The sequence below is a fragment of the Pontibacter liquoris genome, assembly GCF_022758235.1.
Taxonomy (GTDB): Bacteria; Bacteroidota; Bacteroidia; order Cytophagales; family Hymenobacteraceae; genus Pontibacter; species Pontibacter liquoris.
This window is the reverse complement of record NZ_JALEBG010000001.1, coordinates 2,755,590-2,779,545: the sequence shown is the minus strand read 5'-3', so window position 1 is coordinate 2,779,545 and position 23,956 is coordinate 2,755,590. Positions and strand designations below refer to the sequence as shown.

General features: G+C 51.8%; 12 protein-coding genes. All 12 read right to left on the bottom strand.

The features are described from left to right. Positions 1-270: 270 nt before the first annotated feature. The 12 genes from LWL52_RS11500 to LWL52_RS11445 all read right to left on the bottom strand — a co-directional run bounded on the left by LWL52_RS11500 (position 271) and on the right by LWL52_RS11445 (position 23,837). Entirely contained in the window at positions 271-2,706 is a 2,436-nt protein-coding gene (locus LWL52_RS11500; protein ID WP_242919933.1) for a glycoside hydrolase family 31 protein, read from the bottom strand. A 136-nt stretch (positions 2,707-2,842) separates the two neighbouring features. Then, the gene (locus LWL52_RS11495; RefSeq protein ID WP_242919932.1) at positions 2,843-3,883 is read right to left on the bottom strand and encodes a SusE domain-containing protein; all 1,041 of its coding nucleotides are present in this window, start codon (positions 3,881-3,883) and stop codon (positions 2,843-2,845) included. A gap of 65 nt (positions 3,884-3,948) precedes the next feature. Further along, positions 3,949-5,547, bottom strand: a complete 1,599-nt coding sequence (locus LWL52_RS11490; protein ID WP_242919931.1) for a RagB/SusD family nutrient uptake outer membrane protein — start codon at positions 5,545-5,547, stop codon at positions 3,949-3,951. Positions 5,548-5,564: 17 nt separating this feature from the next. Further along, positions 5,565-8,510, bottom strand: a complete 2,946-nt coding sequence (locus LWL52_RS11485) for a SusC/RagA family TonB-linked outer membrane protein (protein ID WP_242919929.1) — start codon at positions 8,508-8,510, stop codon at positions 5,565-5,567. Positions 8,511-8,577: 67 nt separating this feature from the next. Beyond that, a complete protein-coding gene (locus LWL52_RS11480; protein ID WP_242919928.1) occupies positions 8,578-9,174 on the bottom strand; it encodes a hypothetical protein in 597 nt (198 codons plus the stop codon). A gap of 448 nt (positions 9,175-9,622) precedes the next feature. Further along, positions 9,623-11,224 (bottom strand): SusR family glycan utilization regulator, encoded by a 1,602-nt coding sequence (gene susR / locus LWL52_RS11475; RefSeq protein WP_242919926.1) that lies wholly within the window; start codon positions 11,222-11,224, stop codon positions 9,623-9,625. 151 nt (positions 11,225-11,375) lie between these two features. Continuing rightward, positions 11,376-13,007: a sodium/sugar symporter gene (locus tag LWL52_RS11470; RefSeq protein WP_242919924.1), complete on the bottom strand. Its 1,632-nt coding sequence runs from the start codon at positions 13,005-13,007 to the stop codon at positions 11,376-11,378. A gap of 60 nt (positions 13,008-13,067) precedes the next feature. Next, positions 13,068-14,093, bottom strand: a complete 1,026-nt coding sequence (locus LWL52_RS11465; protein ID WP_242919922.1) for a UDP-glucose--hexose-1-phosphate uridylyltransferase — start codon at positions 14,091-14,093, stop codon at positions 13,068-13,070. A gap of 116 nt (positions 14,094-14,209) precedes the next feature. Next, complete coding sequence (locus LWL52_RS11460) at positions 14,210-15,361, bottom strand: galactokinase (RefSeq protein WP_242919921.1); 1,152 nt, start codon at positions 15,359-15,361, stop codon at positions 14,210-14,212. 186 nt (positions 15,362-15,547) lie between these two features. After that, complete coding sequence (locus LWL52_RS11455) at positions 15,548-17,986, bottom strand: glycoside hydrolase family 2 protein (RefSeq protein WP_242919920.1); 2,439 nt, start codon at positions 17,984-17,986, stop codon at positions 15,548-15,550. A gap of 204 nt (positions 17,987-18,190) precedes the next feature. Further along, the gene (locus LWL52_RS11450) at positions 18,191-20,764 is read right to left on the bottom strand and encodes a cellulase family glycosylhydrolase (RefSeq protein ID WP_242919919.1); all 2,574 of its coding nucleotides are present in this window, start codon (positions 20,762-20,764) and stop codon (positions 18,191-18,193) included. Between the two features lie 265 nt (positions 20,765-21,029). Next, positions 21,030-23,837 (bottom strand): alpha-amylase family glycosyl hydrolase, encoded by a 2,808-nt coding sequence (locus LWL52_RS11445; RefSeq protein WP_242919918.1) that lies wholly within the window; start codon positions 23,835-23,837, stop codon positions 21,030-21,032. Positions 23,838-23,956 lie beyond the last annotated feature (119 nt).

Below are 23,956 nucleotides of genomic sequence, written 5' to 3'. Positions count from 1 at the left end.
TCTTTTGAGGCCTCCCATGCGCTGCTATAAGGCATTGGACTTTCGATTTATACTTGATAGTTGCAGCATTGCTTTGCCAGCCCTAGTCCCAGTTGACGGCCCTTTGGCACAGTTGGGTTACAAACCCGACAGCATTAAAAGACACAAGTTAGAAAACTTGTGCCAGTAAGAGGAGCGCTTTTAACGGAATCAGAAAGTTTATACCTGCTTTCGAAATTAGTAAAGCTAAAAGCTCCTGCAGGTTTGGGGTACAGGAGCTTTGATAGAAAATTACAGACTGATGGTAAATTTGTCGTTGTCGTTCTTCAATACAATGCGCTTCACTGGGTAGCCTTCCACCGGGTTGGCTGTGCCCTGTGGGTCGAAGCGGGAGATCGGGGTGATAAAGGAGACGAAGTCATCGCTGAGCTTTTCGGATCTGCCGTTCACTTTTACTTTGGAAGCTTTGCCAAAGCCGTGCAGCACCACTTTTACGTTTTTGAAGTTGGAGCTATACTTGCCTTCTGCTTTCTCGAAGGTGATTGTGTCGTGGCCGGCATCGTAGCGGATGGAGCGCTTGTAGAAGTCGCCTTTCTCGTAGTCATACGAGGTGCCGTCATCCTCATAGTATACGAACGTATTGTTTACGCTGCCTTTGTAGATATTGACCGTCAGCGTGTCGGTGGGCTTCTCGGCGGTGGTCTGCACCAGCGATTGCATCGGAATGATGCTGCTTTCCTTTACGTAGACCGGTATTTTGTTTGTAGGCAGCGGGATGATTTTTTCCCGGTTGCCGTTTTCCACCTCGCCGGTATACAGGTTGTACCACTTGCCCTGCGGAAAGTATACGTTGCCATAGCTCACCGTGCTCACAAAGGGCGCCACTAAAAAGGCCTCGCCAAACTGGAACTGGTTCTGGAACTGCACATCGTAGATCTTGGCATCTTGGGTGTAGTTGATGGCCAGGGAGCGTACCACCGGCAAGCCGTTCTGCGTGGCTTCATAAAAGGTCGAATACAGGTAGGGCAGCAGTTTGTAGCGCAGGTTGATGAAGTTCCGTGCAATTTCGGTTACTTCCTCGCCATAGGCCCAGGGCTCCGACGATTTGGTATTCACACCGGTGTGGTTGCGGAAGTAGGGCGTAAAGGCGCCCAGCTGAATCCAGCGGGCATACAGGCCGATAGTGGGGTTGCCGGTAAAGCCACCGATGTCCATCCCCGTAAAAGGAACGCCGCTCAAACCCAGGCTGCTCAGCAGCCGGACGCCCGTCAGCATGTGGTCGTCTTCAGCGCGGTTGTCACCCGTCCATAGGGCGGCATAACGCTGCAAACCGGCATAGCCGGCCCGGGTAAGTATAAACGGGCGCTTGTGCATGGCAGCGCGGGTGCCTTCGTAGCTGGAGCGTGCCATTTGCAGCCCATATACGTTGTGGCCCTCTTTGCTGGTGGTCAGGTGCCCGTCGTAGTTAAACAGCACGTTGTTCGGCATTTTGTTGCCCCAGGTTGCAATTTCGTTCATGTCGTTCCAAAGGCCGTCCACGCCATCGTCGGCAAAGCGTTTTACCTGCCCCCGCCACCATGCACGGCCTTTCTCGCTGGTAAAGTCAGGGAAGTGCGTCCAGCCCGGCCATACTTGCCCGGTATAGTATTGCCCGTCCACATACTTGAGGAAGATGTCTGCTTTTTTGCCATTCTCATATGCCTCATAGCCTTCTTCCACCTTAATGCCCGGGTCCACAATTACGGTGGTCTTAAAGCCCATGTCCTCCAGCTTTTTGTTCATGGCGGCCGGATTGGGGAAGCGGTCCTTGTTCCAGGTAAAGAGCTTATAGGCATCCATATAGTGGATGTCGAGCGTGATGCCATCTGCCGGGATCTTCTTTTCGCGCAGCGTCTGGGCAATGCGCATCACCTCGGTTTCAGGGTAATAGGAGTAGCGGTTCTGCTGGTAGCCCAGGCTCCACAGCGGCGGTAGGTTCATGCGGCCCGTCAGGCTGGTGTAGGAAGTGATGATATCGGCTACCCGGGTGTGGTAGATAAAGTAGTAATCCATCTCGCCGCCCTGCGCCGCAATGGAGGAGAAACGGTTGTTGCTGGCGCCAAAGTTAAAATCGCTCTGGTAGGTATTATCCAGGAAAATGCCATAGTTAAGCCCGTGGTGAATGCCGATATAAAACGGAATGGTGGCGTAGATCGGGTCCTGGGTAGCCGCGTAACCGTAGGCGTCGGTGTTCCAGTTCGTATAGCCGATGCCTTTGCGGTCCAGCGGACCAGTTTTTTCGCCCAGCCCGATAAAGCGCTCACCTTCCTGCATGTGCTTGTAGGTGGTCACCTCCTCGCCGATCCAGGAGGTGGTCAGCCCCTGCTCATCCTGGCTGATCACCTTGCCCGCGCGGGTATAAAAGGCCACGGCAAACGGCGTTTTGCTAATGCGCGCCGTCAGGGAGTCTGTGGTAATCGTTACTTCGTTGCTGTTCTGGGTAATGGTGGCTTTGGTGGGCTGCGGCCCGGCGATCACGGCGTAAGAGAAGTCGGCGGGCAAGGGGTTTTTGTCCATGCGCACGCGCACCACGGTAGGGCTGTAAACGGAGAGCACGATGTGCTCATTACCGGCTGTGGTAAGCATTACCTGCTGCCCGTCCACGGTCACGGCTGTCACGTTACCGATCTGTCGTACCGGGCTGGCTTGTCCGAATGCCGGCACATAGAAGGCCGGAAAGGCAAGCAACAGGAGAATAGCTCTGTAGGAAATTTTTATACTATCCGTTTTACTTAAATTAATAGGTTCAGGTATTCATTTAAAAATAAACCCGGCAACTGTTAATTGCCGGGTTTATATACTATGTGGTCAGAAAAGGAAAAAATTACTTTTTAACAATGGTGTAGCTGGCTACACCCTCCTGATCTAGCTTGAAAGTGATTTCATAGGTGCCGGCTGACGCTACAGGTATATCGGCCCCGCCTGCATTCAGCGCATCATCACCTACATTATCATCGCCATAATTGACGTCCCATGCATCATTAAGCCTGAATTTTATTTTTCCGGCTTTCAGAATCAAAGTAGCTTTCCAGATACTTTCCCCGTTCACATACTGCATGTCTTGGTCGGAATCCCAACCACCGGCAGTAGCATCTCCAATAATACCCCAGGAATATCGGGCAAATGACCAGGTAAGGTTATTCAGGTCGGCCGTAATCTTATATACATCGTTGGCGGGCACTTCCAGGTCAGAACCCTTCTCCTTCAGGGAGGTCGGGGTACTGCCCATACCATAATCCATGTCCCAGTCTCTTTCAGGGGTGAATTTAAACTTCCGGTTATTGGTGCCTGCAAAGCTGATAATGCCTGTATAGATGCCATTGGCTTCTACTGAAACCAGTGCCGGTGCTTTGTCCGGTGCCCAGCCCTGGTAATCACCCGGCACATAAATAAAGGTAGGCTCTATAAACGTGGAGTAAGGTGTAACCGTAACAGCAGCCACATTGGAGTAAACAGGATCCACGAATTCAGACACGCTGGCCTTGATTCTTATTTTAATTTCCTGAGGCTCTTCTGGTGTGTACTTTAACTTTGTCATTAAGGTATTTAACTCCTCTACCGTATAGGTTTTGCTTAGCGTACTGCCCAGGTCAGCACTGTAAGGCTTTACAAAGTTGTCTCCGGCTGTATCGATCTGAAGCTGGTAGTTAACCGCTGCATCAAATCCATAGTCTGCCTCAGTCCAGGTAAGAGTTATTGCCTCGTTTTTTGCGGCTTCTTCCAGCAAAATAAGATTTGTTGAAGAAGCAGTAAGTGCCGGTGCAGCACCTACGTTTAATATCGCTCTGTCTTCGTCTTTTTCACAGGAAAAAAGCACAAGCGAGAGTGCGCTGAGTATGAATAGTTGTTTTATCCAGGTTTTCATAAAATCTCTTTAAAAAATGGTGAAGTATGGGAAAGGCTTTTGCCTTTCCCATTAATCGCTTCAGATTAATAACCCTGATTTTGTGTTAAGTTAGGGTTGGCCACCAGATCTACCGAAGGGATGGGATAAATGGAGCGGAAACTCTCAACTGCTGTGCCTTCCTTCGTACCGCCTTTCCATGGCCACAGGTATTCATTTCCTGTAAATTTTCCAAAGCGGATCAGGTCGGTTCTGCGCTGCGCTTCCCAGTTCAGTTCCCGCGCTCTCTCGTTCAGGATAAAGTCGAGTGTCAGCGCATTCGCCGCTATATCGCCGGATGGGCCATCGTAAGCTCTTTCACGCAGGTCGTTGATGTACGTTACGGCAGTAGCTATATCGCCGCCACTTCCGCCTCTCAAAACAGCTTCGGCATACATCAGATACACATCTGCTAAGCGAAACATTGGGAAGTCAGTGTCTGGGAAGGCTTTTGTTGGGCTTGAGCCTGGCTGGCCTGTTGAGCTGATGTTTTTGTATTTAGTGATGGGATAGCCTTCGGTAAAAGGACCGATCTCATCAATTTCAAGGTCCTGGCCATTGGTATAGAACAAAGCTCTTTCGTCTGTATCACCCGTAACATCCGGGAATAAATTAACAATAGCTTTTGTAGTGCGAAGGCCTGCCCAGCCGCCTTCTATGCCAAAATCAGCCGGCTTCATACTACCGCCTACGGGCGCGTGTGTCAGGAAAGTCATTCCGCCATAGGTCTGTGTTCTCAAACCATCGAATACGATCGGGAAGATGATCTCATTGGAGGTGTTATTGTCCGTCAGGAACAAGTGGCTGTATTCCGGCTCCAGGTTATAGCCTGCATTTATCACCTTGTTTGCGTATGTAACCACGTCTGTGTAACGCTTCTGGCCGGTATACACCTCAGCATTCAGATATAGCTTGGCCAGGAGGGTCCAGGCTGCAGCTTGGTCTGCGCGGCCATACTCGTTTTGTCTGGCTGCTACCAAGTCGTCTTGAATATCGAGCAACTCAGACTCAATATAGTTGAACAGGTCTGTTCTGTTTGTTGGCTTCGGGAAAAAAGCGCCGGGCGCATTTTCTTCTGTTACAAAAGGTATGTTGCCACCAAACATATCCAGGGCGTGCCAGTAGCTGAGCGCTCTTAGAAAACGAGCTTCCGCGCGATACTGCTTCGCTATTTCCAGGTTCGCGCCGCTAATGCCGCGCTCGGAAAGCTTGGCATCGGTGGTTTCGCGAATAAACTCGTTTGTAAGTGATATCTGGTAATAAATACGGCTAAACAGGGCTGTAACAAACTGGTTGTTCGAGGTCCAGCTCATGTTGTGCAGATCCGGGAGTCCGGCGTCGCCCCAGCCAATAACGGCTTCATCGGTTGGGAGCTCCTGTAATTGCCAGTACTGGCGCAGGTAGCTGGAGAAACCTTCGTCGCCGCCAGAGATATCAGCATTGCCGGCAGGGCCCTGCTGGCCTGTTACCGCATAGCCGGCATACAGCTTAGCAAGCACGTTCTTGTAGTTGCTGAAATCCTTGTACACCGTGGCCGAGGTTACCTCGTATGGCGGGGTCTGATCTAAATCGTCGGTACAGGAGGAGGCCATCGTTAGCGCAATTACTCCTGAAAATAGAATCCTTTTAAAATATATGGTTTTCATTTTTGCTCTTCTTTCAACTATTTAAAATCAACATTTAATCCCAGTGAGAAAACACGTGGCCGTGGGTAGAAGTTATTGTCGATACCGCTGGCTACTTCGGGGTCTAAGCCGGAGTAATTGGTAATCACAAAGATGTTCTGGCCACTGGCGGTTAAACGGAGGTTTATTTTATCATTCAGGACGCTGCCGAAGTTGTAGCCGAGATTAATGTTGTCCAGGCGCAGGAATGACGCATTCTCAACATAGTAATCGGAAAACAGACGCTCAGGTTTCTCGCTTACAAAGTTGGTTTCCAGTACGTTTGTCGGCAATGTCAGCAGGTAACCGGTCCAGTCTACATTGTTATAATAGGCATTTGCCGCATTTACGTTGTTGTAAACATAGTTGCCGATGGAGCCGCGGAATACGAATCCAAAGTTCCACCTGTCATAGGTTAACTGCGAGCTAAAGCCAAGGTATACTTTCGGATCCGCGCTTTTATAACGGTAAAAATCCTGATCGTTTATGATGCCGTCACCGTTAAGGTCGCTATACAGGCGCTCGATAGGATTTCCGCTTTGGTCATAAACCTGCTTATACACATAGAAGGAGTTTCTGGGGTAGTCCACAGTATATATCTGAATATTGTTACCTACGCCGCCGCCAATGCCGCCTGTTGGGATGCCAATAGAAGTGGTATCACCTGTTTTGCTCAGGTTTGTGATCTTGTTCTGGTTATAGGTACCATTTACGCTCAGATCCCACTGCACTTTATCAGTGCTGATGGCACTGTAATTAAGCACGGCTTCCACACCTCTGTTTTCCATGTTGCCCACATTTGTGTAAAGCCTGTTGGTGAGGTTAGAACCGGCAGGTACCTGGATGATAGCCAGCAAGTCTTTGGTCTTTTTGAAATAGTATTCAACACTACCCGAGATCTTGTTATTCAGGAAACCAAAGTCCAGGCCGGCATTATACGTAGCGGTCTCTTCCCACTTGATGTTCTTGTCGTAACCGGCTGGGCGAAGCGTATAATAATACTGGTTTCCAAACTGGTAGCTGGCTTCGTTGTTGCTGTACGCGTAGCGGGGCAGGTACGGGTAATAGGAGCCAATGTCCTGCTGACCTGTTAGGCCATAGCCAACTCTTAACTTCAGATCGGAAAGCGAAGCGATGTTTCTCATAAAGGGTTCTTCCGAGATGCGCCATGCAAGTGCCAGTGCCGGGAAAGTGCCCCAGCGGTTATCCGGGCTAAATCTGGAAGATCCATCTCTGCGCACGGTTGCCGTAAGCAGGTAACGTTCATTGAAGTTGTAATTTATTCTTCCGAAGAACGAGAGAAGCACGTTGGTGAACTCATCAGGTCTAGGCGCCTGTGTTATGGTATCGCCGGCAAGGTTTAAAGTGGCAAAGGGAGGCACCTGCGTGTTGAACTTCTGGTAAGAGTAGCCGGCCGTTGCATCTATGTGGCTTTTAATGCCTGATAAATCCTTTACATAATTGAGGTAGAAATCCAGCAATTGGTTACTCTTCTTTTGCTCATACTGGTGGAAGCTGCCGCCTTGTGTGTAAACAGAGGCTAACGTGGTAGGAAGCGTGGTGGAACCTTCGCCCTTCGATATATCATAGCCTAAGTTCAGGTTAGCGTGCAGGTCTGGTAAAAAGTGCAGCTTGTAGTCAAACTGAATGTTACCAATGCTTCGCTTTACGTCGCTGTGGTCGTCACGTTGCTTCAGCATGCTCAGTGGGTTTCGCGGGGCAAGCGTATTGATGTTGCCGTCTGCACCTACCCACTCAAAATAGCCGCCAAAAGCATTGTCGGAATAAACCGGCTGCGTGGGGTCAAAGGTTACAGCTGAACCAATGGCTCCTTCATCGGCAAACTGATGCTTGGAAAGCATGCCTTTTACATTCAGATTAACCTTCAGGTGATCATCCAGCAGGCTCGGATTTAAGCTCAGCGTTCCTGTGCTTCGTTTCATGTTGGAGGTAAGCAGCACCCCGTTCTGATCGAGGTAGCCTACCGATACACGATACGGGACGGATTTAATAGAGCCACTTACACTCAGGTTGTTGTCGGTGCTGTAGGCTTTGCGGTAAATTAGATCCTGCCAGTCGGTATTGGCATTGCCTAAGAGCAGTTTGTTTTCAGGCGAAGCGTATTGATTCACCACATTACGAAACTCGTCACCGGTTAGTACATCAACTTTGTTGGGTACCTGAGACATAGAAGCAAGCGTGCTGAAGTTAACCCTTAGCTTATCTCCGGCTTTGCCTTTTTTTGTAGTAATGATAATCACACCGTTAGAGGCTCTTGAGCCATAAATAGCAGTGGCTGAGGCATCTTTTAGGATGTTAAATGACTCTATATCATTCGGGTTGATAAGCGACAAGGGGTTGGATGAACCTGAAATAGCGTTATTATCTACAGGAACACCATCTATCACCACCAGTGGGTCGTTACTGGCATTCAGGGATGAGCCGCCGCGAATTCTGATCTGGCTGCCTGCACCTGGCGCACCACTGTTTGACGTAATCTGCACGCCTGCAACTTTACCGGCCACCAACTGCTCTGGTGTAACGATGTTTCCCTTTTGAAACTCTTCCTCTGAAACTGAAGTCACAGAGCCTGTAAGGTCGCTTTTCTTTTGCGTGCCGTAACCCACTACAACTACTTCCTGCAGGGCCTTGGTGTCCTGACCAAGCGCCACATTCAGGCTAGTCTGATTTCCAACGGCTACTTCCTTGGTCGAATAGCCGATGTAGGAGAAAACGAGGGTTGCGCCTGTGGCCGGTACGGCAAGTGTATAGGTACCGTTCACGTCGGTGGCCGTTCCGCGGGTCGAACCTTTCAGTACCACCGTTACGCCGGGTAACGCAGCGCCGTTCTCGTCCGTCACTTTCCCCTGCACAGTTACATCGGTTTGCTGGCTTCCTGCAAAGGGCTGGTGGTATGCTGCCGGCTTGAAATTGCTGGCAAGCATGTTGGTAGAAGGGGTGTAAGATTGGGCATTGCCTGTCATATAAAGGCAGCACAAGCTTACTGTTAAGCTAAAAGAACTTAGCCCCTTGGTGTACTTTTTTTGCATATGAAATTGGTTTGTGGGTTAATGTGGTTGCGTTTAAACATGAATCCTCCGATTTAAGAAGCTCGGGGCACTGAGATAGTACTAGGGTAACATATGGTTTTATTTGAATGTTTTCGGAGTGAGCGGTGCAGTCAGCCCTTTCCCGGAAAAGCCAGTCGCGCAGGATGGCTGCAGTGCTGTTTTGGTGCTGCTTTCCTTTCATGCGCAGCGCTGCCACTTGTAAGTCGTTAAAAATAAAAGGAGCTCCTGCCGTAGCTTGCGCATCCCGCTTCAGGAAAAGAGATGAGGCACCTACAGTGGCTGCCTTTACCCTGTGTTGCTCAGTATACGTAGTTACGAGTGGCCGGATAAAAGATTTCGTACAGCTTTTGTTAATATGCTTTCGGAGCAATGCCTCTTCTTCTGTCCCGTCACTTCCGTGAGTGATCGCTTCCGCAGGGTAGGCAAGTGCTGGCAGGAGGCGCTTTTCGGCCGGCTGCGGTACCGATCCGGCACCTGCTAAAGTCTCCAGCAGATCGGTATTTATCAGAGGCGCGGCCAAGATGGTCAAGGGATTCAAGGTTAAACTTCGATGAAGCTTTTTTCAGGGGTTTACCATACAAAAATACCGCATAATCAATCCCTAACAATGAATACATAAATAGTATAGAAAATAATACGCCCTACTGGTGAGTAACCGCTTACCTACTAATAATTTAGCCTTCGGGGAAGCCTGAATAAATATAACTGAGATATAGGCCAAAAGGGCCCGCTCAACAGCCCGAAGTGCCTTTTTTGGTAGTATGTAAGTGGAAAAAAGTGCTTTCTAAATAAGTAATCAGCAGTGGACGGGCAAGCCGGAATAGCCAGTCTTTAGCAGGCTGCTGTTAAAGGGCAAGCGCTGCAGAAAGGATAGCGGGAAGGTATAATAGCGGTCGGACAGGAAGGTGGCCGCTGGTTAGTTCATCGGCTTCAGGAAGTATAGCACGCCCTAAATAACGGCTGCCCTGCAGGCGGATGCGGGAAGCCTAGAAGGCTTTTATTTCCATGATCTTTTTTTCAAACTCCTCGTTTGGTAGCAAGGACCTGTTTTTGACCCTGGTCTTATACGTATAGATCGTATTTACCGAGTATTCCAGGATCTGGGCGATCTGCTCGTGATCGTGGATGCCCATCCGGATGAGTGCAAAGATCCGCAGCTCGATCGTCAGCGACTCATGATCGGCCGGCACGATCTTGTCTTCCTCATTAAAATAAGCATTAAAGGCCGGGACAAAGTTTGGGAACAGCTTGAGAAAAACCTTGTCAAAGCTTTGGTAAAGCAATCCTCTTTCTTTCTTCAGGTTTACCGACTTGAGCACTTGCTGGATCTCGTCATACTTTCGGGCCGTTAACTTCTTGTCGATCGAGAGCTTGAACTTCTCCAATTTGCTGATATAATCGGCGTAGCTGTTAAAGGAGTAGCCCAGGTATTCTTCCTTGATCTTGTTTGCTTCCACCAGGTTAGCATTCATGTGCTGCAGGTCTTCGTTGGCTTCCGAAATTTTCTTTTCTGCCTGTTTGAGCCGGCGCACCTGCCTGAAAATGATGACAGCAAAAAGGATCACCAGTCCCGATAGCACCGTAACCGCCAGGGCATAAAAGAATAGGCGCTGTCGCTGGCTCTCCACCGTCGTTAGCCGTTCGCCCTCAATGATGGGCAGGATAGCGGCTACCTGGATCTTGCGTTGCCTGGCGCCATAGAAAGTGGCGTCTTCCAGCGCTTGTTTTATATAAGTATAGGCCCTGTTCTCATCGCCCTTCTCGTAAAGCAGTTCTGCCAGGTTCATGAGAGCCACTGCCTCGCTGGTGCTGGATTTTATGTCGGCAATGGCAGCCCTGGCCATCCAGTAAATGGCCTTTTCCGTATCGCCGGTTTCTTTGTAAACAGTGCCGAGCGAGGCGGCGGCTATGGCATACTGGTGTAAGCTGGGGTGGTGGGCCTGCAGGATCTGCCGGAAATCATCGGCTGCTTTCTCATACTTTCCAGACTTGAGGTTGCGCAGCCCGCTCAGCGAGTGATAAGTCAGGGTGTTGGGGCTGGTCAGGGCCATGGCCGAATCCAGGTAGCGGTTACCGCTGGCTATATAACGGCGGGCATAATAGTTGTCCATGTTATAGTTGGCCAGATCGTAGTAGGCGCGTGCCTTCAGGGCATAGTAGGCTACCCGGATGCTGTCGGGCTGGTTGGTCAAACTAACCGTTCGCAGCGAGTCCAGGGTTTCTTTAAACATGCCGGACGAGAGCAGAATAAAGCTTACCTGAATTTTAGCGTAGGTGCTCCGGTTGGTGTCGTTGAGTTTAGCGGCCGTGCGCTGCAGTTTTTGCGCATAGGTAAATGCCGAATCATACTTAAAAGACCTGTACTCGGTATATAACGTATCAATGAGCCCGAACTGCTCCTGCAGGGATAACGCCTCGTTTCCGAGCTGTTGCTTTAAGCGGGCTATCCGGTCTTCTTTGGTGCTGTTATAAACCTCCTTTTGCGCGATGGTATAACTGAGCTGGGTGAGCAGACTGTCTTTATCAGCCCTGGCAAAAGCACCGCCGGCGCAAAAAAGGAGCAGCAGCAAAAAAGAAAGTACTTTCATAAACCAGGATAATAGGAGCAGCAAGTTACCAAGGGCTTTGTTACCATAAAAATGATTTTTGACAGCTGCCCCTAAACACCCGTGGCAGGGCCTTTTCTAAAAAGCTCTGCCACGGGTATATGCTGCTTGCGCAGGGAGGGATTTATACTTGCTACCAGTAAACGGTATAAAGGGCCGAGATAATACCGATAATAATGAGCGAGCCGATCACAAACGAAAGGGTAGGCTTGAACATGGACGAATCGATATCAAGTCCTTTGGGGTTATACTTGCTTTTCGGATCGAGCAGGGTCAGAATAACCATCAGCACAATCAGTACCACGAACACAATGCCCATCCGGTCGAGGAACGGAATTTCAGGAAACTGGAACTTCAGGAACGTGGAGAGCGGAATCGTCAGCAGCGAAGCAACGATAGCGGCCAGCGAAGTAGTACGCTTCCAGAAGAAACCCAGCAGGAAGATGGCCAGTACGCCCGGTGAGATAAAGCCCGTATACTCCTGGATGTACTGGAAGCCCTGGTCGAGGTTGCGCAGCGCAGGCGCCACCAGAATGCCAATAATCAAGGCAATCACGATCACGATCTTACCTGTATTTACCAGATTCTTTTCGGTAGCTCTCGGGTTAAGGAATTTCTTATAGATATCCAGCACAAAGATCGTCGAGATACTGTTGGCCTTGCCTGCCAAAGAAGCAACAATGGCTGCTGTCAGGGCTGCAAAAGATAATCCTTTCAGGCCGGTTGGCAACAGATCGAGCAGGGCAGGGTAAGCATGGTCCGGTTTTACGTGGCTGGCAGCATCTACCATTTCCTGCTGAAACATGCCTTCTTTAAACAACACATAGGCCGCTATACCAGGCAGTACTACAATTACCGGCATAAGCAGTTTCAGGAATGCGGCAAACAACAGGCCGCTCCGGGCTGTGGGCAGGTTGGCACCCAGCGCACGCTGCACGATGTACTGGTTAGCACCCCAGTAGCTCAGGTTCACGATCCACATACCACCGATCAGAACCGATAAGCCGGGTAGGTCCATATAGGCGTCGCGTACGCCTCCCTGGCCGTCCGGCATCATCAACTGCCCTTCGTTCAGGATCATGTGGAAGTGGGAGGCAGCTTCCTGGTGTAACACATTAAAGCCATATAAAACACCGCTGCCGCCAAACTGCGTAGCTACCAGGTCCAGCGCCAGGTAGGTGGTAGCAAGGCCGCCCAGGGTTAGCACCAATACCTGGAACACGTCGGTATAACCGATCACTTTCATGCCGCCCAGGGTAATGAACAAGGCAAAGATAGCCAGGCCGTAGAGGCAGTAAGTAAAGTCGATGCCTGACACGGTTTCCACCGCCAGCGCTCCTAAGTATAGGATCGAGGTGAGGTTCACGAAAACGTATACCAGCAGCCAGAACACCGCTAGAATGGTACTTACCGTATCGTTATACCGCTGCGAAAGGAACTGCGGCATGGTGTAGATCTTGTTCCGGAGGTAGATCGGGATAAAGAACACCGCTACCACCAGCAGCGTTACGGCTGCCATCCACTCGTAGGTGGAGATGGCCAGGCCCATGGCAAAACCAGAACCGGACATACCGATAAACTGTTCTGCCGATATGTTGGAGGCAATGAGAGAGGCACCGATGGCCCACCAGGTAAGCGACCCTTCGGCTAGGAAGTAGTCTTTGGAGTCGAATTCCTGCCGCCGGTGGCGGCGGTAAATGTAGATGCCGTAACCGGATACTATCACAAAGTATACCAGGAATACAATGTAGTCAAGTGCGCTCATGTAAAGGAGAAACTGTAGATGTTTTAGTATAAGTGGGTCTAAATATAGGAAAGTTTACATTCAAAACAAGCTGCGTAACTTTTCGGCGCTGGTCTCGGCAGTAATATCGCGCTGGGGCTCTCCCAGCATCTCGTAGCCTACCATAAATTTTTTAACGGTGGCCGAACGCAGCAGCGGCGGGTAAAAATGCATGTGGAAATGCCATTCCGGGTGCTCCTGTCCGTCGGTGGGCTGCTGGTGAATGCCCGAAGAATAAGGAAAGGAGATGTTGAAGAGTTTGTCGTAGGCAGTGGTCAGCTGCTTGATGGCATCGGCAAAGGCGTCTTTCTCCGCATCCGTTAGCTGGCCGATGTGCTGCAGGTGCCGCTTGCTGATGATCATCGTTTCAAATGGCCATACGGCCCAGAAAGGCACCAGCGTTACAAAATGCTCGTTCTGGTAAATGATGCGGGAGGTGTCGGCAAGTTCCTGGTCCAGGTAATCCTGCAGCAGGCTGCGCTGGTGCTGGCTGTAATAGGCTGCCTGTTGCATCGTTTCCTTGGCCGGCTCTGCCGGAATGGTGCTCTGCGCCCAGATCTGCCCATGCGGGTGCGGGTTGCTGCAGCCCATCATGGCGCCTTTGTTCTCAAATATTTGCACATGGTTGATAAAGTCGAGCTTGCCGAGTTCCTCATACTCCTGCTGCCATACATCTACCACGTGCCGGATCGCTGCCACGTCCATCTGGGGCAGGGTCAGGTCGTGGCGCGGCGAAAAGCAGATCACCTTGCAAATACCCCGTTCGCTTTCAGCTACCAGCAGCCCACCTTTGTTGAACCCACCCGGAGGCGTGGTGGCCTGCAGCGCGCCAAAATCATTGTCAAACACATAAGTGGATGTATAAGCCGGGTTGTGCTCTCCGTTTGCCCGCACGTTGGTAGGGCAGAGGTAGCAGCCAGGGTCGTAAGCCGGCCGCATTTCAGGGCTCAGTTCTTCCTGCTGGCCCTGCCAGGGGCGCTTGGCCCGGTGGGGCGATACGAGCACCCACTCGCCGTTCAGGGGGTTATATCTTCGGTGCGGATGGTCTGCTGCATTAAACGTTGCCATGGCAAGGGGTTTTAATTGTTGATTGTTAAATGGTTAAATTGTTAATTATTTGTGGTTGACGGTTAAATGGTTATAATCAAATGATAACAACAATTTAACCTCCAGCCATTTAGCAATCAACAATCAACCAGGCTGCTGCCATCCACAATGCTGGCAATGTAGAGCTGCAGCGTTACGCCAAACTGTTTCTGGTAGGCGTCGGCCATCTGTTTTGTAAAGGCGTCCACGGCGGCTGTCTCCACCAGGTTGATGGTGCAACCGCCAAAGCCGCCGCCCATCATGCGGGCGCCTGCTACCGTTTTTAGCGGCCGTGTCTGGTCTACCAGGAAATCCAGCTCGGGGCAACTCACTTCATAGTCGTGCTGCAGGCCCTCGTGCGAGACGTACATCTGTTGCCCGAACGCTTGCATATCGCCTTCCTCCAGGTGCTGGCAGGCTACCAGGACGCGGTTGTTCTCCTGCACCACATACGTACAGCGCCGGTATACCACCGGGTCAAATTCTGCCTGGTGCTGCTCCAGCATCGGCAGGGTAACATCGCGCAGGCTGGTAATTTCGGGGTAGTGCTTGCGCAGCAGGGCAACGCCGGCTTCGCATTCCTTCCGGCGGGTGTTGTATTCGGTGGCTGCCAACGAGTGCTTGATGCGGGTATCGCAAAGGACGATGCGGTAATCCTGCATGTCTATGTCCATGTATTCATAGTCCAGGGAGCGGCAGTCCAGCTTGATAGCGTGGTTCTTTTTTCCGAACATGCTGGCAAACTGGTCCATGATGCCGCTCATTACGCCGGCATACTCGTGCTCGGCCAGCTGAGCCATTTTTACCAGTGATAGTTTTTCCAGGCCAAAATCAAAGAGGTGGTTGAGGCCAAAGGCCAGCCCGCACTCAACAGCGGCAGAAGACGATAGTCCGGCCCCGATGGGCACATTGCCACCAAACACCACATCGAAGCCCGGCACCTTATACTTGCCTTTCTGGAACTGGGCAATAACGCCCAGCAGGTAATTGTGCCAGCTTGTCTTAGAGCGCTGAATGTGGTTTACGTCAAACGTAGCGCTTTCCTGCAGGTCGAACGCGTACATACGTACCTGATTGGTGTTGTTTGGGGCGATAGCAAAGAAGATCTCCTTGTTAATGGCCGCCGGTAACACAAAGCCGTCATTATAATCCGTGTGTTCCCCGATCAGGTTTACCCGGCCCGGCGAGCGCACCAGCAGAGGCTCCTGCTGGTAGAGCTCCCTGAACTTTGCTTGTATATCGTCTATCATCAGATGTAATTTTAAATAGGTTAGTTTACGCGTAGCAGCGCTCCCTGCAGCAGTTCAGCTACGCGCATTAACAGGAAGCAATATAAAAACGAAATGCTACAATGCGGCATGCTGCACCACAATTCTTCTTTTGTACACTATAGTGGCAGTGGCTCGCTGTATCCAAAATAACGGCCTTTACCAGTGTTAGGGCTTGGCGGCCGTTGCTTCTTTTGGGCCGACAGGAATCGTGGCCGTGCCGCTTTGCAGACCCTCGGCGCTGGCCGTTACTTTTACGGACCCTGGCGTATTACCGATCTTTACAAGTATGGCCGCAATGCCCGCTTCCGCAGCTACTGTGTTCGAGTATACGATCGTGGCATCGCCTTCTACCCGAAACGTTACTGGCGTAACGGCGTCGGGAACCGTAGTGCCGCTGGCATCCTGCAGGCGGGCGTATACGAAGAGCACATCATTCTGACCGGCAGCGGCCGCTTTGCCGCTTTCATCAACGTTCAGGGTCAGCTTGGCTGCTTTTCCGGGTGTACGCTGCGTGGCCTCAACCGATGGTTTGCCATTTGTATAGCCAATGGCGGTAAGCGTTCCGGGCATGTATTCCGCAACTTCGAACGTAAAGGGCGGGTGGTTCAGGTGCGAGGAGAATTTGTTCTGATCCGGTTTCTGCCGGGCAATGACCTTCCCGTTCAGTTGCAGTTCCACTTCGTCCGCATTACTGTATACTTTCACGGTCTTTAGAGCAGGATCATTCCAGTAGTTGGCAATAAAGAGCATGGGTTTACCAAACAAACTACTGGTTTTCGAGTCGGCCTGGCTCTGGTAAAAGTAGTAAGCAAACTTGGGCAGGCGCACAATGTCCATAATGCCCGATGATTCAATGTCCGGGGCATAGCCGCGCTTATAATCATACATGAGCCAGTTGGCATCCCCGAAAGCAGGGCCCTGCAAGTTGCTGTTGTGCGCTTCCTGGTAGTTGAGGGCCTGTTGCAGCAGGCGTTTCTGTCCGCCACCCCGCAGTTGCCGCGAGGTACGCGCCTCCTCAGCCAGGTCGGCATATTCTTTCTGGTTGAAGCCGGCATTCTGCGCATAGTACTCCCAGTCGCCATATTCGGCTATCAGCAGCGGCTTTTGCCTGCCATACTTGTTCCAGTAATCGGGGGCTTTGGCATGCTGGCGGGCCGGGTTAAACACATCATAGGCATAATCCATCCAGCCAGTGGAGTATATGTTTTCGAACGGCAACTCCTCGTGCACGGCTTTGTCAGAGGCTTCCATGTAAGCTTTAGACATGTCGGATTCGTTCAGCGACGCTTCCCAAAGGATGATGGAAGTGTGGTTGCGGTCGCGGCGCACCATGTCGCGCACGTCCTGCAGGCTGTTTTTCTGAAATGCCTCGTTTCCAAAGAACTGCCAGCCCGGAATGGCATCCATCACCAGCAGCCCCAGTTCATCGCAGGCAGCCAGAAAAGCAGGCGACTGCGGGTAATGAGAGGAGCGCACAAAATTAAAACCGGCCTCCTTTATTTTATAAGCATCGCGGTACTGGGCGTTATCCGAGAGGGCGTACCCGATATAAGGATATTCCTGGTGGCGGTTGGTGCCGCGTAAAAACAGCTTTTCGCCATTTAGGTAAAAGCCGTCGGCGGCGATCTGAAAGCTGCGGACACCGGTTTGCAGCGCCAGCTGATCAATTGCTTTCCCCTTCTGCACCAGTTCCACCGTGAGATCATACAAATAAGGCTGGTCCGGCGACCACATTGTAGGGTTAGGGATAGTGAGCTGCTGTTTGATCGTGCCAAAAGAGCCGGCTGCCACCGTAGTTGCTGGCGAAAGCGCTTCGGCTAGTACCTGGCCCTGCTTGTCTCTGAGTACGATTCGGATTTGAGCCTCTCTTGCTCCGGGATGATCGTTCTTTACCTCCGTTTGCACCTGCAACGTGGCTTGCTGCGGACTCACGGCCTCATAATGCAGCCGCACGCCGCCTCCGGCCACGCGGTTGGCTGCCACCGGATCAGAGATGTAGAGCTTGTCTTTGGTGATGAGATAAGCGTTGCGGTACAGCCCGTTGTAGTAATTGAAATCCAGGTCGGCCAGGGGCTTGCCCGGCGGCACTTCGGGGTTATCTTCGTTGTTGAGCTTTACAAGTATAACGTTCTCCTGGCCATACTTCACCTTGTCCGAAAGATCGATGGTGAAGGGCAGGTAGCCACCCAGGTGGCGGAACACGTGCTGCCCGTTCAGGTATACATCAGCTACCTGCATGGCTGCCTCAAACTTTAGGGCCACATACTTGCCCTGGTCGGCGGCAGGCACCATGAATGTTTTGCGGTAAAAAGCGGTGCCCTGCCATTGCTGCTCTTTTTTCTCGATGGCCTCGAGCCGGGCCGTGTGTGGCAGCGATACCTGTTCCCATTGTACCTGCCGGGCACTTAAGGTGAGCTTTGGGATGGCACCCGTGGTATCAATGTCTTTGATAAACTGCCAGCCATCGTTGAAATTGCTGACGATTGCCGTTTTCTCAGTAGCCATACCTGGTGATGCTTTTTCTGAAATTGCGCAGCCGGAAAGAAGACCACCGGCCAGCAGCAGTGCTGCAAAAGATTTATAGAGGGGTGTTTGTAGATGCATTCTGTTAGGTTTGTGCGTTGCGTTGTTGAATAAGAAATCAGTTTGCGCTTATGGGCCACTGGTCGCGATCTGTCAAATCGTTCCTGAAGCTTTGTCTGAATCAGGATTTACAGGATGGAAGGATTAGCAGGATGTTATACTTGTAATTACCTGCGCTGCAAGCTCGCACCAGCGCAGGGTAGTAAATGGAATGGCTTTCCCATACTATTTCGCCAGCCACACCGACTCTACTTCCATACTATAAGGCTTGCCATAGGCCGCTTTGTCTACGTCATCGCCTACGGTGATCTCCAGCTTTTCGATCTGTTTAAGATCAAAGGGCTTTACGCTGCCCGGTTTAAACCGGAATGGCTGAAAACCCGGATAGGGGCGGGGCATCAGGATAAACGAGGTCGGCTGCAAGCTGCTCAGCGGAATGGCAACCTCCTGCAGGTCGGGTGTGAGCGTGATATAGGCGGCATAGGCAGCGGCATCGCGGGTGATGAGCGTTATCTTTACTTTGACCGGCGCATCGCTGCGGCCCCGCACCACCAGCTTTTCAAAGGTTGGTAACTCAACTTTGCGGCCGGCTATCTTATAGCCAAAGTAGGTCTGGAAGCCAAAAACATGTTCGTCCGTGAGTTCTTTTACAGCCAGCCGTAGACGCAACTGCTCTGGTTGGGCAGAAGAGGTCAGTTGCCGCTCTTCTGCGCGCCACAAATTCGGGTATACAGACACGTTACGGTCGGTGGTGGCATTAAAAAGCGGCAGCACAGCCTGCGGCGACGCCACATACGTTTGCCAACTTTCTGTTTGGTAGTTGTCCCAGGCAAAAGGATCGCCTTTAACGTTGCCAGGGAAAGTATAAAAGGCGCTATCGCCCTGCTGTACCAGAATGCGGTAGTTTACCAGGCCGGGCGTTGCGATCTCGGCAGGCACTTCCGCTTCAAAGGTATAAGCAGCCGTTTGCACCATCGGTATCGCTTTCCAGGCGGCGCTGGTGTTGGTCAGCAGCACGGAGACTTTGGCATCGGCAGCAGTGCCCACCACCTGCGCGGCGATAGTAAAAGGCTTTCCGGCAGTGACGCCGGCAAACGGGTTATGCGCTACAAACGGTGCCGTGTCGCGCGGCTGGGGCGCTTCAAATTCCCGCAGGCCCAGTGTGCCCAGCTGTTGCGGTGTGCCTTTTGTGCTTTTTCCTTTTGCCGCGAGCAGGTAGGTGCCCGGTTTGATGGTAAAGCGGCCATCCTTAGCGCTGGAAGTATAGCTGTTGCCTTCGTTTATACCTTTTATGCCGAAGTCATGGCCCAGGTCGGGCAACTGCAGCTGCATTTGCTGCGCCTGCCACTGAATGCGGGTCACTTCTTTTCGCGGGGATGCTTTCGCAAACGGATCGCGGATGTGGATGGCGTCCGGCATCACTTCCAGGCGCCAGAGGCCTTTGCCCACTTTGTCGATAAAATAGGCGCCGGTGCCCTGGTACTGCACTACGGCCGAGCTGCCCACACCTGCCACATGCACCAGTTTTTTAGCGCTGGCCGGTTTAGTGCGGGTCGTGTTAGAGTAATAAAATTCTTCCGGCGTGTTCATCTCGCTCAGCTGCTCTTTGTAGCTCACCCGAAACACATCAAAAACAGTATCCTGCGGGAAGGTGCCATACGTTTTGAGGCGCGGCAGTTTATGAAAGGCTTTGGAAGCGATGAGCAGGCTGATGGCTTTGCGAGGTGTATAGGCCAGGTTCAGGTAATGGGTCTGGTACTCGGTGTTGCCGTAAGCGGTGGCCAACGGGTCGTAGGCAAATTGCGTGGCCCACTGAAAGCCCGCTTTGCGGTAACTTCGCACCATAGCCGGGTACATGTTGGATTGCAGCACATCGCCGGCATCAAACTCATACACCATGCGGGCCTTGCCGGCAAATTGCGGAATCGTATCAAACGGAATACGGTAAGTATCCACGTTGGGTAGGAAGTTGCCCTGCAAGGTATGGCCGGCTACCAGCCCGGTAGGGTACCACTGGAAGCTGAAGCCGTTCACATTGGCCTTTGCCACTGCATCGGCATAGGTCGGCGACTCGCTGATATTATAAAAAACAGGTTTGCTCCAGCCGGTGCTCCGGATGGCCTGCACCATGCGGTTCACGTATTCGGTGGTCTTTTCTTTAGGGCCGGAATGGTGCGGCTCGTTGTTCACTTCGGCGGCAATCACGTCGGGGTCCTTTCCGTAGGTGAGCTTAGTATAAGGATTGACGTGGCGGAAGAACTGCCGGAGGTAATTTTCCTGCGCCTTTATCGCTGCCTCCGTTACCAGCGCCTGCTGCTTGTTATACTTGCTCGAGAAGCCCGCTGTTTTGATATCCGTCTCAGGGTAGCCGCTGCCCCAGAAGGCAATAGGCGTTACAAGCACCTTGATGTTACGCTGCTTGAGCTTGTAGACCAGGAAATCGAAGAGACGCAGGTGCTCATTTTCAAGCAAATTTCCTGTGGAGTCCGATATTTCGGTATCCCAGACGTGTACCCGGAAAGCATCCAGCCCCAGGCGCGCCAGGTGGTAGACATCCTGGTCGATGGCTTTCTCCGGGTCAAGGCTAAGGGCTTTGTGCGAGCGGTAGCCATAGGCAAAAGGCACGGTGTAGTTCACCCCGAAAAAAGCGGCTTCCTTGTTGCCTTTCTCCCAGCGCAGCACGCCTTGCTTGTCCACGTATACATTGCCCTTTTGCTGGCTGTAGCCTGGCAGGCAGGCAAATAGAAAGAGCAAAAGCAGAAGGGCGGGAAGGATGCAGTTCTTCAATGCGTGGTTCATAAGGTAACGACAAGGTATGGCTTACGGGCAAAGTGACCGATTAATGGGCTCAAAGCAGCTCTCAAGGTATAAAATCTTTCCAAGGTCTGAAAACGGGAGCAGGGTAGTATAAGTTGAAGAATACGTGCATTAAAGATCCAAGAAACAAGCAATAAGCAGGTTAGCCTTGTAGCAGGTTTTAAAAAGAAACGCCTGCGGTATGGTAGCCGCAGGCGTTTTTATACTATACTATACTATACTATACTATACTATACTATACTATTGGCTAGGGCAGTTTCACCACCTTCTTTACCATGCGCTTGGTGCCCGTCTGGATCTGCAGGAAATAAGTACCGGCAGCAATGCCCTGCAGGTTGAGCGGTTGACTGAAGGTCTGCTGGCTTTTGCGAGTCTTCACGGTGCGTAACACGGCACCGGTCATGTTGGAGAGTTGCAGGGTCACCTCGCCCCGATACGGATCAGACAGCTCCACCATTGTAGCGCCGTTTGCCGGGTTCGGGTAGATAAGCAGGTTATCGCTGTTCATCAGTTCGTCTTTGGCCGCCAGCACCACGTTTTGCCAGGGCACCAGGTTTGGTTTGGGGGCAGGCAGGGCTTTGGTCGAGTAGAGGCGGAACTCGCCCGGCTGAAGCATAATAGTTTCGGCAGGGCTGGTAACGCTTAGTTGCTGGCCCGTAAAGTAGTCGTACCAAGTGCCTGCTGCGGGGAAGTTGGCCGGTACCGATTGGTTATGCACATCAAAGTTACCGATGAGGAATACTGTGATGTCCGCATCGTTCAGGGTGATGCGCTTTACAATTCCATCCAGCGCTAGCGTAAAATCCGTGGTCTGGAACACAGGCTGCGTTACCTTTAAGTTGATCAGAGCGGCATAAACATCATACAGTTTCTGGCGCTCCGTGTTTTTCTGGTATTCCCAGCGCAGCGGCTTGCGGGCGGTGCGGCCTCCCTGGTCTATCGACACATCATAACCCAGTTCCCCGAATTGCCAGATCAGCTTTGGGCCGGGAACCGGCAAAAAGAAAGCGGCGGCCAGTTTGTCGCGGTTAAGGGCTGCGGCCAACACGCGGGTCGTATACGTGTTTCCGGAGCGGCCATTCTGCAGTACATCATACACGATGCGTTCCTCGTCATGGCTTTCCATGTAACCTACTACATTCGGGTGCTGCCATTCGCGTTTTTTGTACGAGATCCATTCCGGATTGGCATTGTTGCCCTTGGCCATGGAGCGGTAATCGTAGTTGTGGTTGCCCCAGAACAGCATGCCGTAATTAGCCAGCTCTTTCTCTTCCGTATTATCGGCAAAGTGCTCCAGTATCACATAAGCGGTCGGGTCCACTTGGCGGATGTTGTCGTAAATGCGCTTCCAGGTAGCCACGCGGCTGGCATCATAGGCGCTCCAGGCACCCACATCGTTGCCGCTGTTCTTCTGGGTAAAGCCTTTTGAAAGGTCAAAGCGGTAGCCGTCGATGTTATACTCCTGCAGCCAGAAAGCGGCCACGCGGTCTACAAAAGCCTGGGTAGCGGGGCTTTCGTGGTTAAAATCGAAGAAGACACTGTACGGGTGTGTGGCCTGCTGGTTAAAGTAGGGGTTGTTGGCGGCGGGTTTGTTGCCGTCCCAGTACATTTTTACATATGGGAATTCGTAATCGGCCTGATTCAGCACCATATCCAAAATCACGGCCATGCCATACTCGTGGCATTTATCGATAAAGGCTTTCAGGTTATTGGCCGTGCCGTAAGCTTTGTCGGGGGCAAAGTAAAAGGTAGGGTTGTAGCCCCAGGAGTCGTTACCGGTAAATTCGGTCACCGGCATCAGCTCGATGGCATTCACGCCCAGGCGCTTCAGGTAAGAGAGCGTATCAGCCAGGGTCGTATAATTCTGGGTAGCTACAAAATCGCGCACCAGCAGCTCGTATACCACCATCTTGCTCACGTCAGGGCGCTTAAAGTCGGTTACCTTCCAGGTATAAGTTGTCTGATTTGTTTGCAGGATAGAGACAATGCCGCTGGCCCCGGTCGGGTAAGGTTTCAGGTTGGGGTAGGAGGTGGCCGTGATGTACTGGTCGTTGTTGGGGTCCAGGATCTTCTGAGCGTAGGGGTCGGCTACGGACAGGGTTCCATCCACCAGGTACTGGAAAGCCGTTTCCTGTCCTGCCAACAGGCCGTCCACTTGCAGCCAGTAATGCTTGCCATCGGGCGTGCGGTTCATCAGGTAAGGGGCGGAGGGCGTCCAGTTGTTAAACTCACCAATGGCGTACACAAAGCTTTTCTCCGGCGCGAACAGCGACAAGATCACTGTGCTCGGGTTGATGTAGTTGATGCCATCCTTCACTCCGGCCGGAAGGTCAGCCACAGCGGGCTGCGGTTTTACTGTATAAGCAAAGCTGGTTGTCGCGGTCTCGGTTGCTGTTTTGGCTTCCAGCGTTATAACCTGCTTCACGCCGGCCGCAGTGCCGGTATTTAAAGTATAAGTCAGGGCATCAGCATCGGGCAGGGTTTGCAACACGGTGGTACCGTTTTTCAGCGTCAGGGTGGCTTTGGCAGAGGCAACGGCTTCGATGGCAATCGCGCTGTTGGCATCTACAAAAAATGAAGTTTCGGCCGGTTTCTTAAAGCTTACGCTCAGTTTATCCTCGTACACGCTCACAAAAAGATCTTCGGTTTGGGCTTTGCCGTCCCCGCTTTTCAGCAGCAGGCCCAGCCGCCGGATGGGAGTGCCGGCCGGTACGCCAAAATATGTACGGGGCACCAGTTTTATTTGCCAGCGGTTGTTACCCAGCGAGGTCATTTTGCCCGGTGTAAAGGGAGCATTAAAGTTCGTCTGGCCGGCAGGCTGGTATGTGAATGCATCGCCGGTAGCCGTTGTCCCCGCACCTGACCACAAGTATACATCATCGGTTTTGCCCAACAGGCCCTTGGCGCGGGCATCTTTGGCCTGCGACACGTCAAAAATAAGGGTAACCTCCTTGTCGGCCGTCACAAAGGCCGGGTCAGTAGCCACCACCTGCGCCGACACGTAGGAGGGAAGCGCGATCAGGAGAAACAGGAACAGGGTGTAAAGTTTTTGCATAGAACGAAATCCGTAAAAAGCGGGTGCTGCTCAGGTATAAAAATAGCTGAAATGAACCTGACGAAAGAAAGGCGAAAGGTACTACAATTTCCTGCGGTTATACCACACGCTTCGCCAGA

What these genes read in the sequence shown, in the direction of transcription:
- LWL52_RS11495 (WP_242919932.1), bottom strand. Translation starts at nt 3,883, where the DNA reads ATGAAAACCTGGATAAAACAACTATTCATACTCAGCGCACTCTCGCTT.
- LWL52_RS11490 (WP_242919931.1), bottom strand. Translation starts at nt 5,547, where the DNA reads ATGAAAACCATATATTTTAAAAGGATTCTATTTTCAGGAGTAATTGCG.
- LWL52_RS11485 (WP_242919929.1), bottom strand. Translation starts at nt 8,510, where the DNA reads ATGCTTGCCAGCAATTTCAAGCCGGCAGCATACCACCAGCCCTTTGCA.
- susR (WP_242919926.1), bottom strand. Translation starts at nt 11,224, where the DNA reads ATGAAAGTACTTTCTTTTTTGCTGCTGCTCCTTTTTTGCGCCGGCGGT.
- LWL52_RS11470 (WP_242919924.1), bottom strand. Translation starts at nt 13,007, where the DNA reads ATGAGCGCACTTGACTACATTGTATTCCTGGTATACTTTGTGATAGTA.
- LWL52_RS11465 (WP_242919922.1), bottom strand. Translation starts at nt 14,093, where the DNA reads ATGGCAACGTTTAATGCAGCAGACCATCCGCACCGAAGATATAACCCC.
- LWL52_RS11460 (WP_242919921.1), bottom strand. Translation starts at nt 15,361, where the DNA reads ATGATAGACGATATACAAGCAAAGTTCAGGGAGCTCTACCAGCAGGAG.
- LWL52_RS11455 (WP_242919920.1), bottom strand. Translation starts at nt 17,986, where the DNA reads ATGCATCTACAAACACCCCTCTATAAATCTTTTGCAGCACTGCTGCTG.
- LWL52_RS11450 (WP_242919919.1), bottom strand. Translation starts at nt 20,764, where the DNA reads ATGAACCACGCATTGAAGAACTGCATCCTTCCCGCCCTTCTGCTTTTG.
- LWL52_RS11445 (WP_242919918.1), bottom strand. Translation starts at nt 23,837, where the DNA reads ATGCAAAAACTTTACACCCTGTTCCTGTTTCTCCTGATCGCGCTTCCC.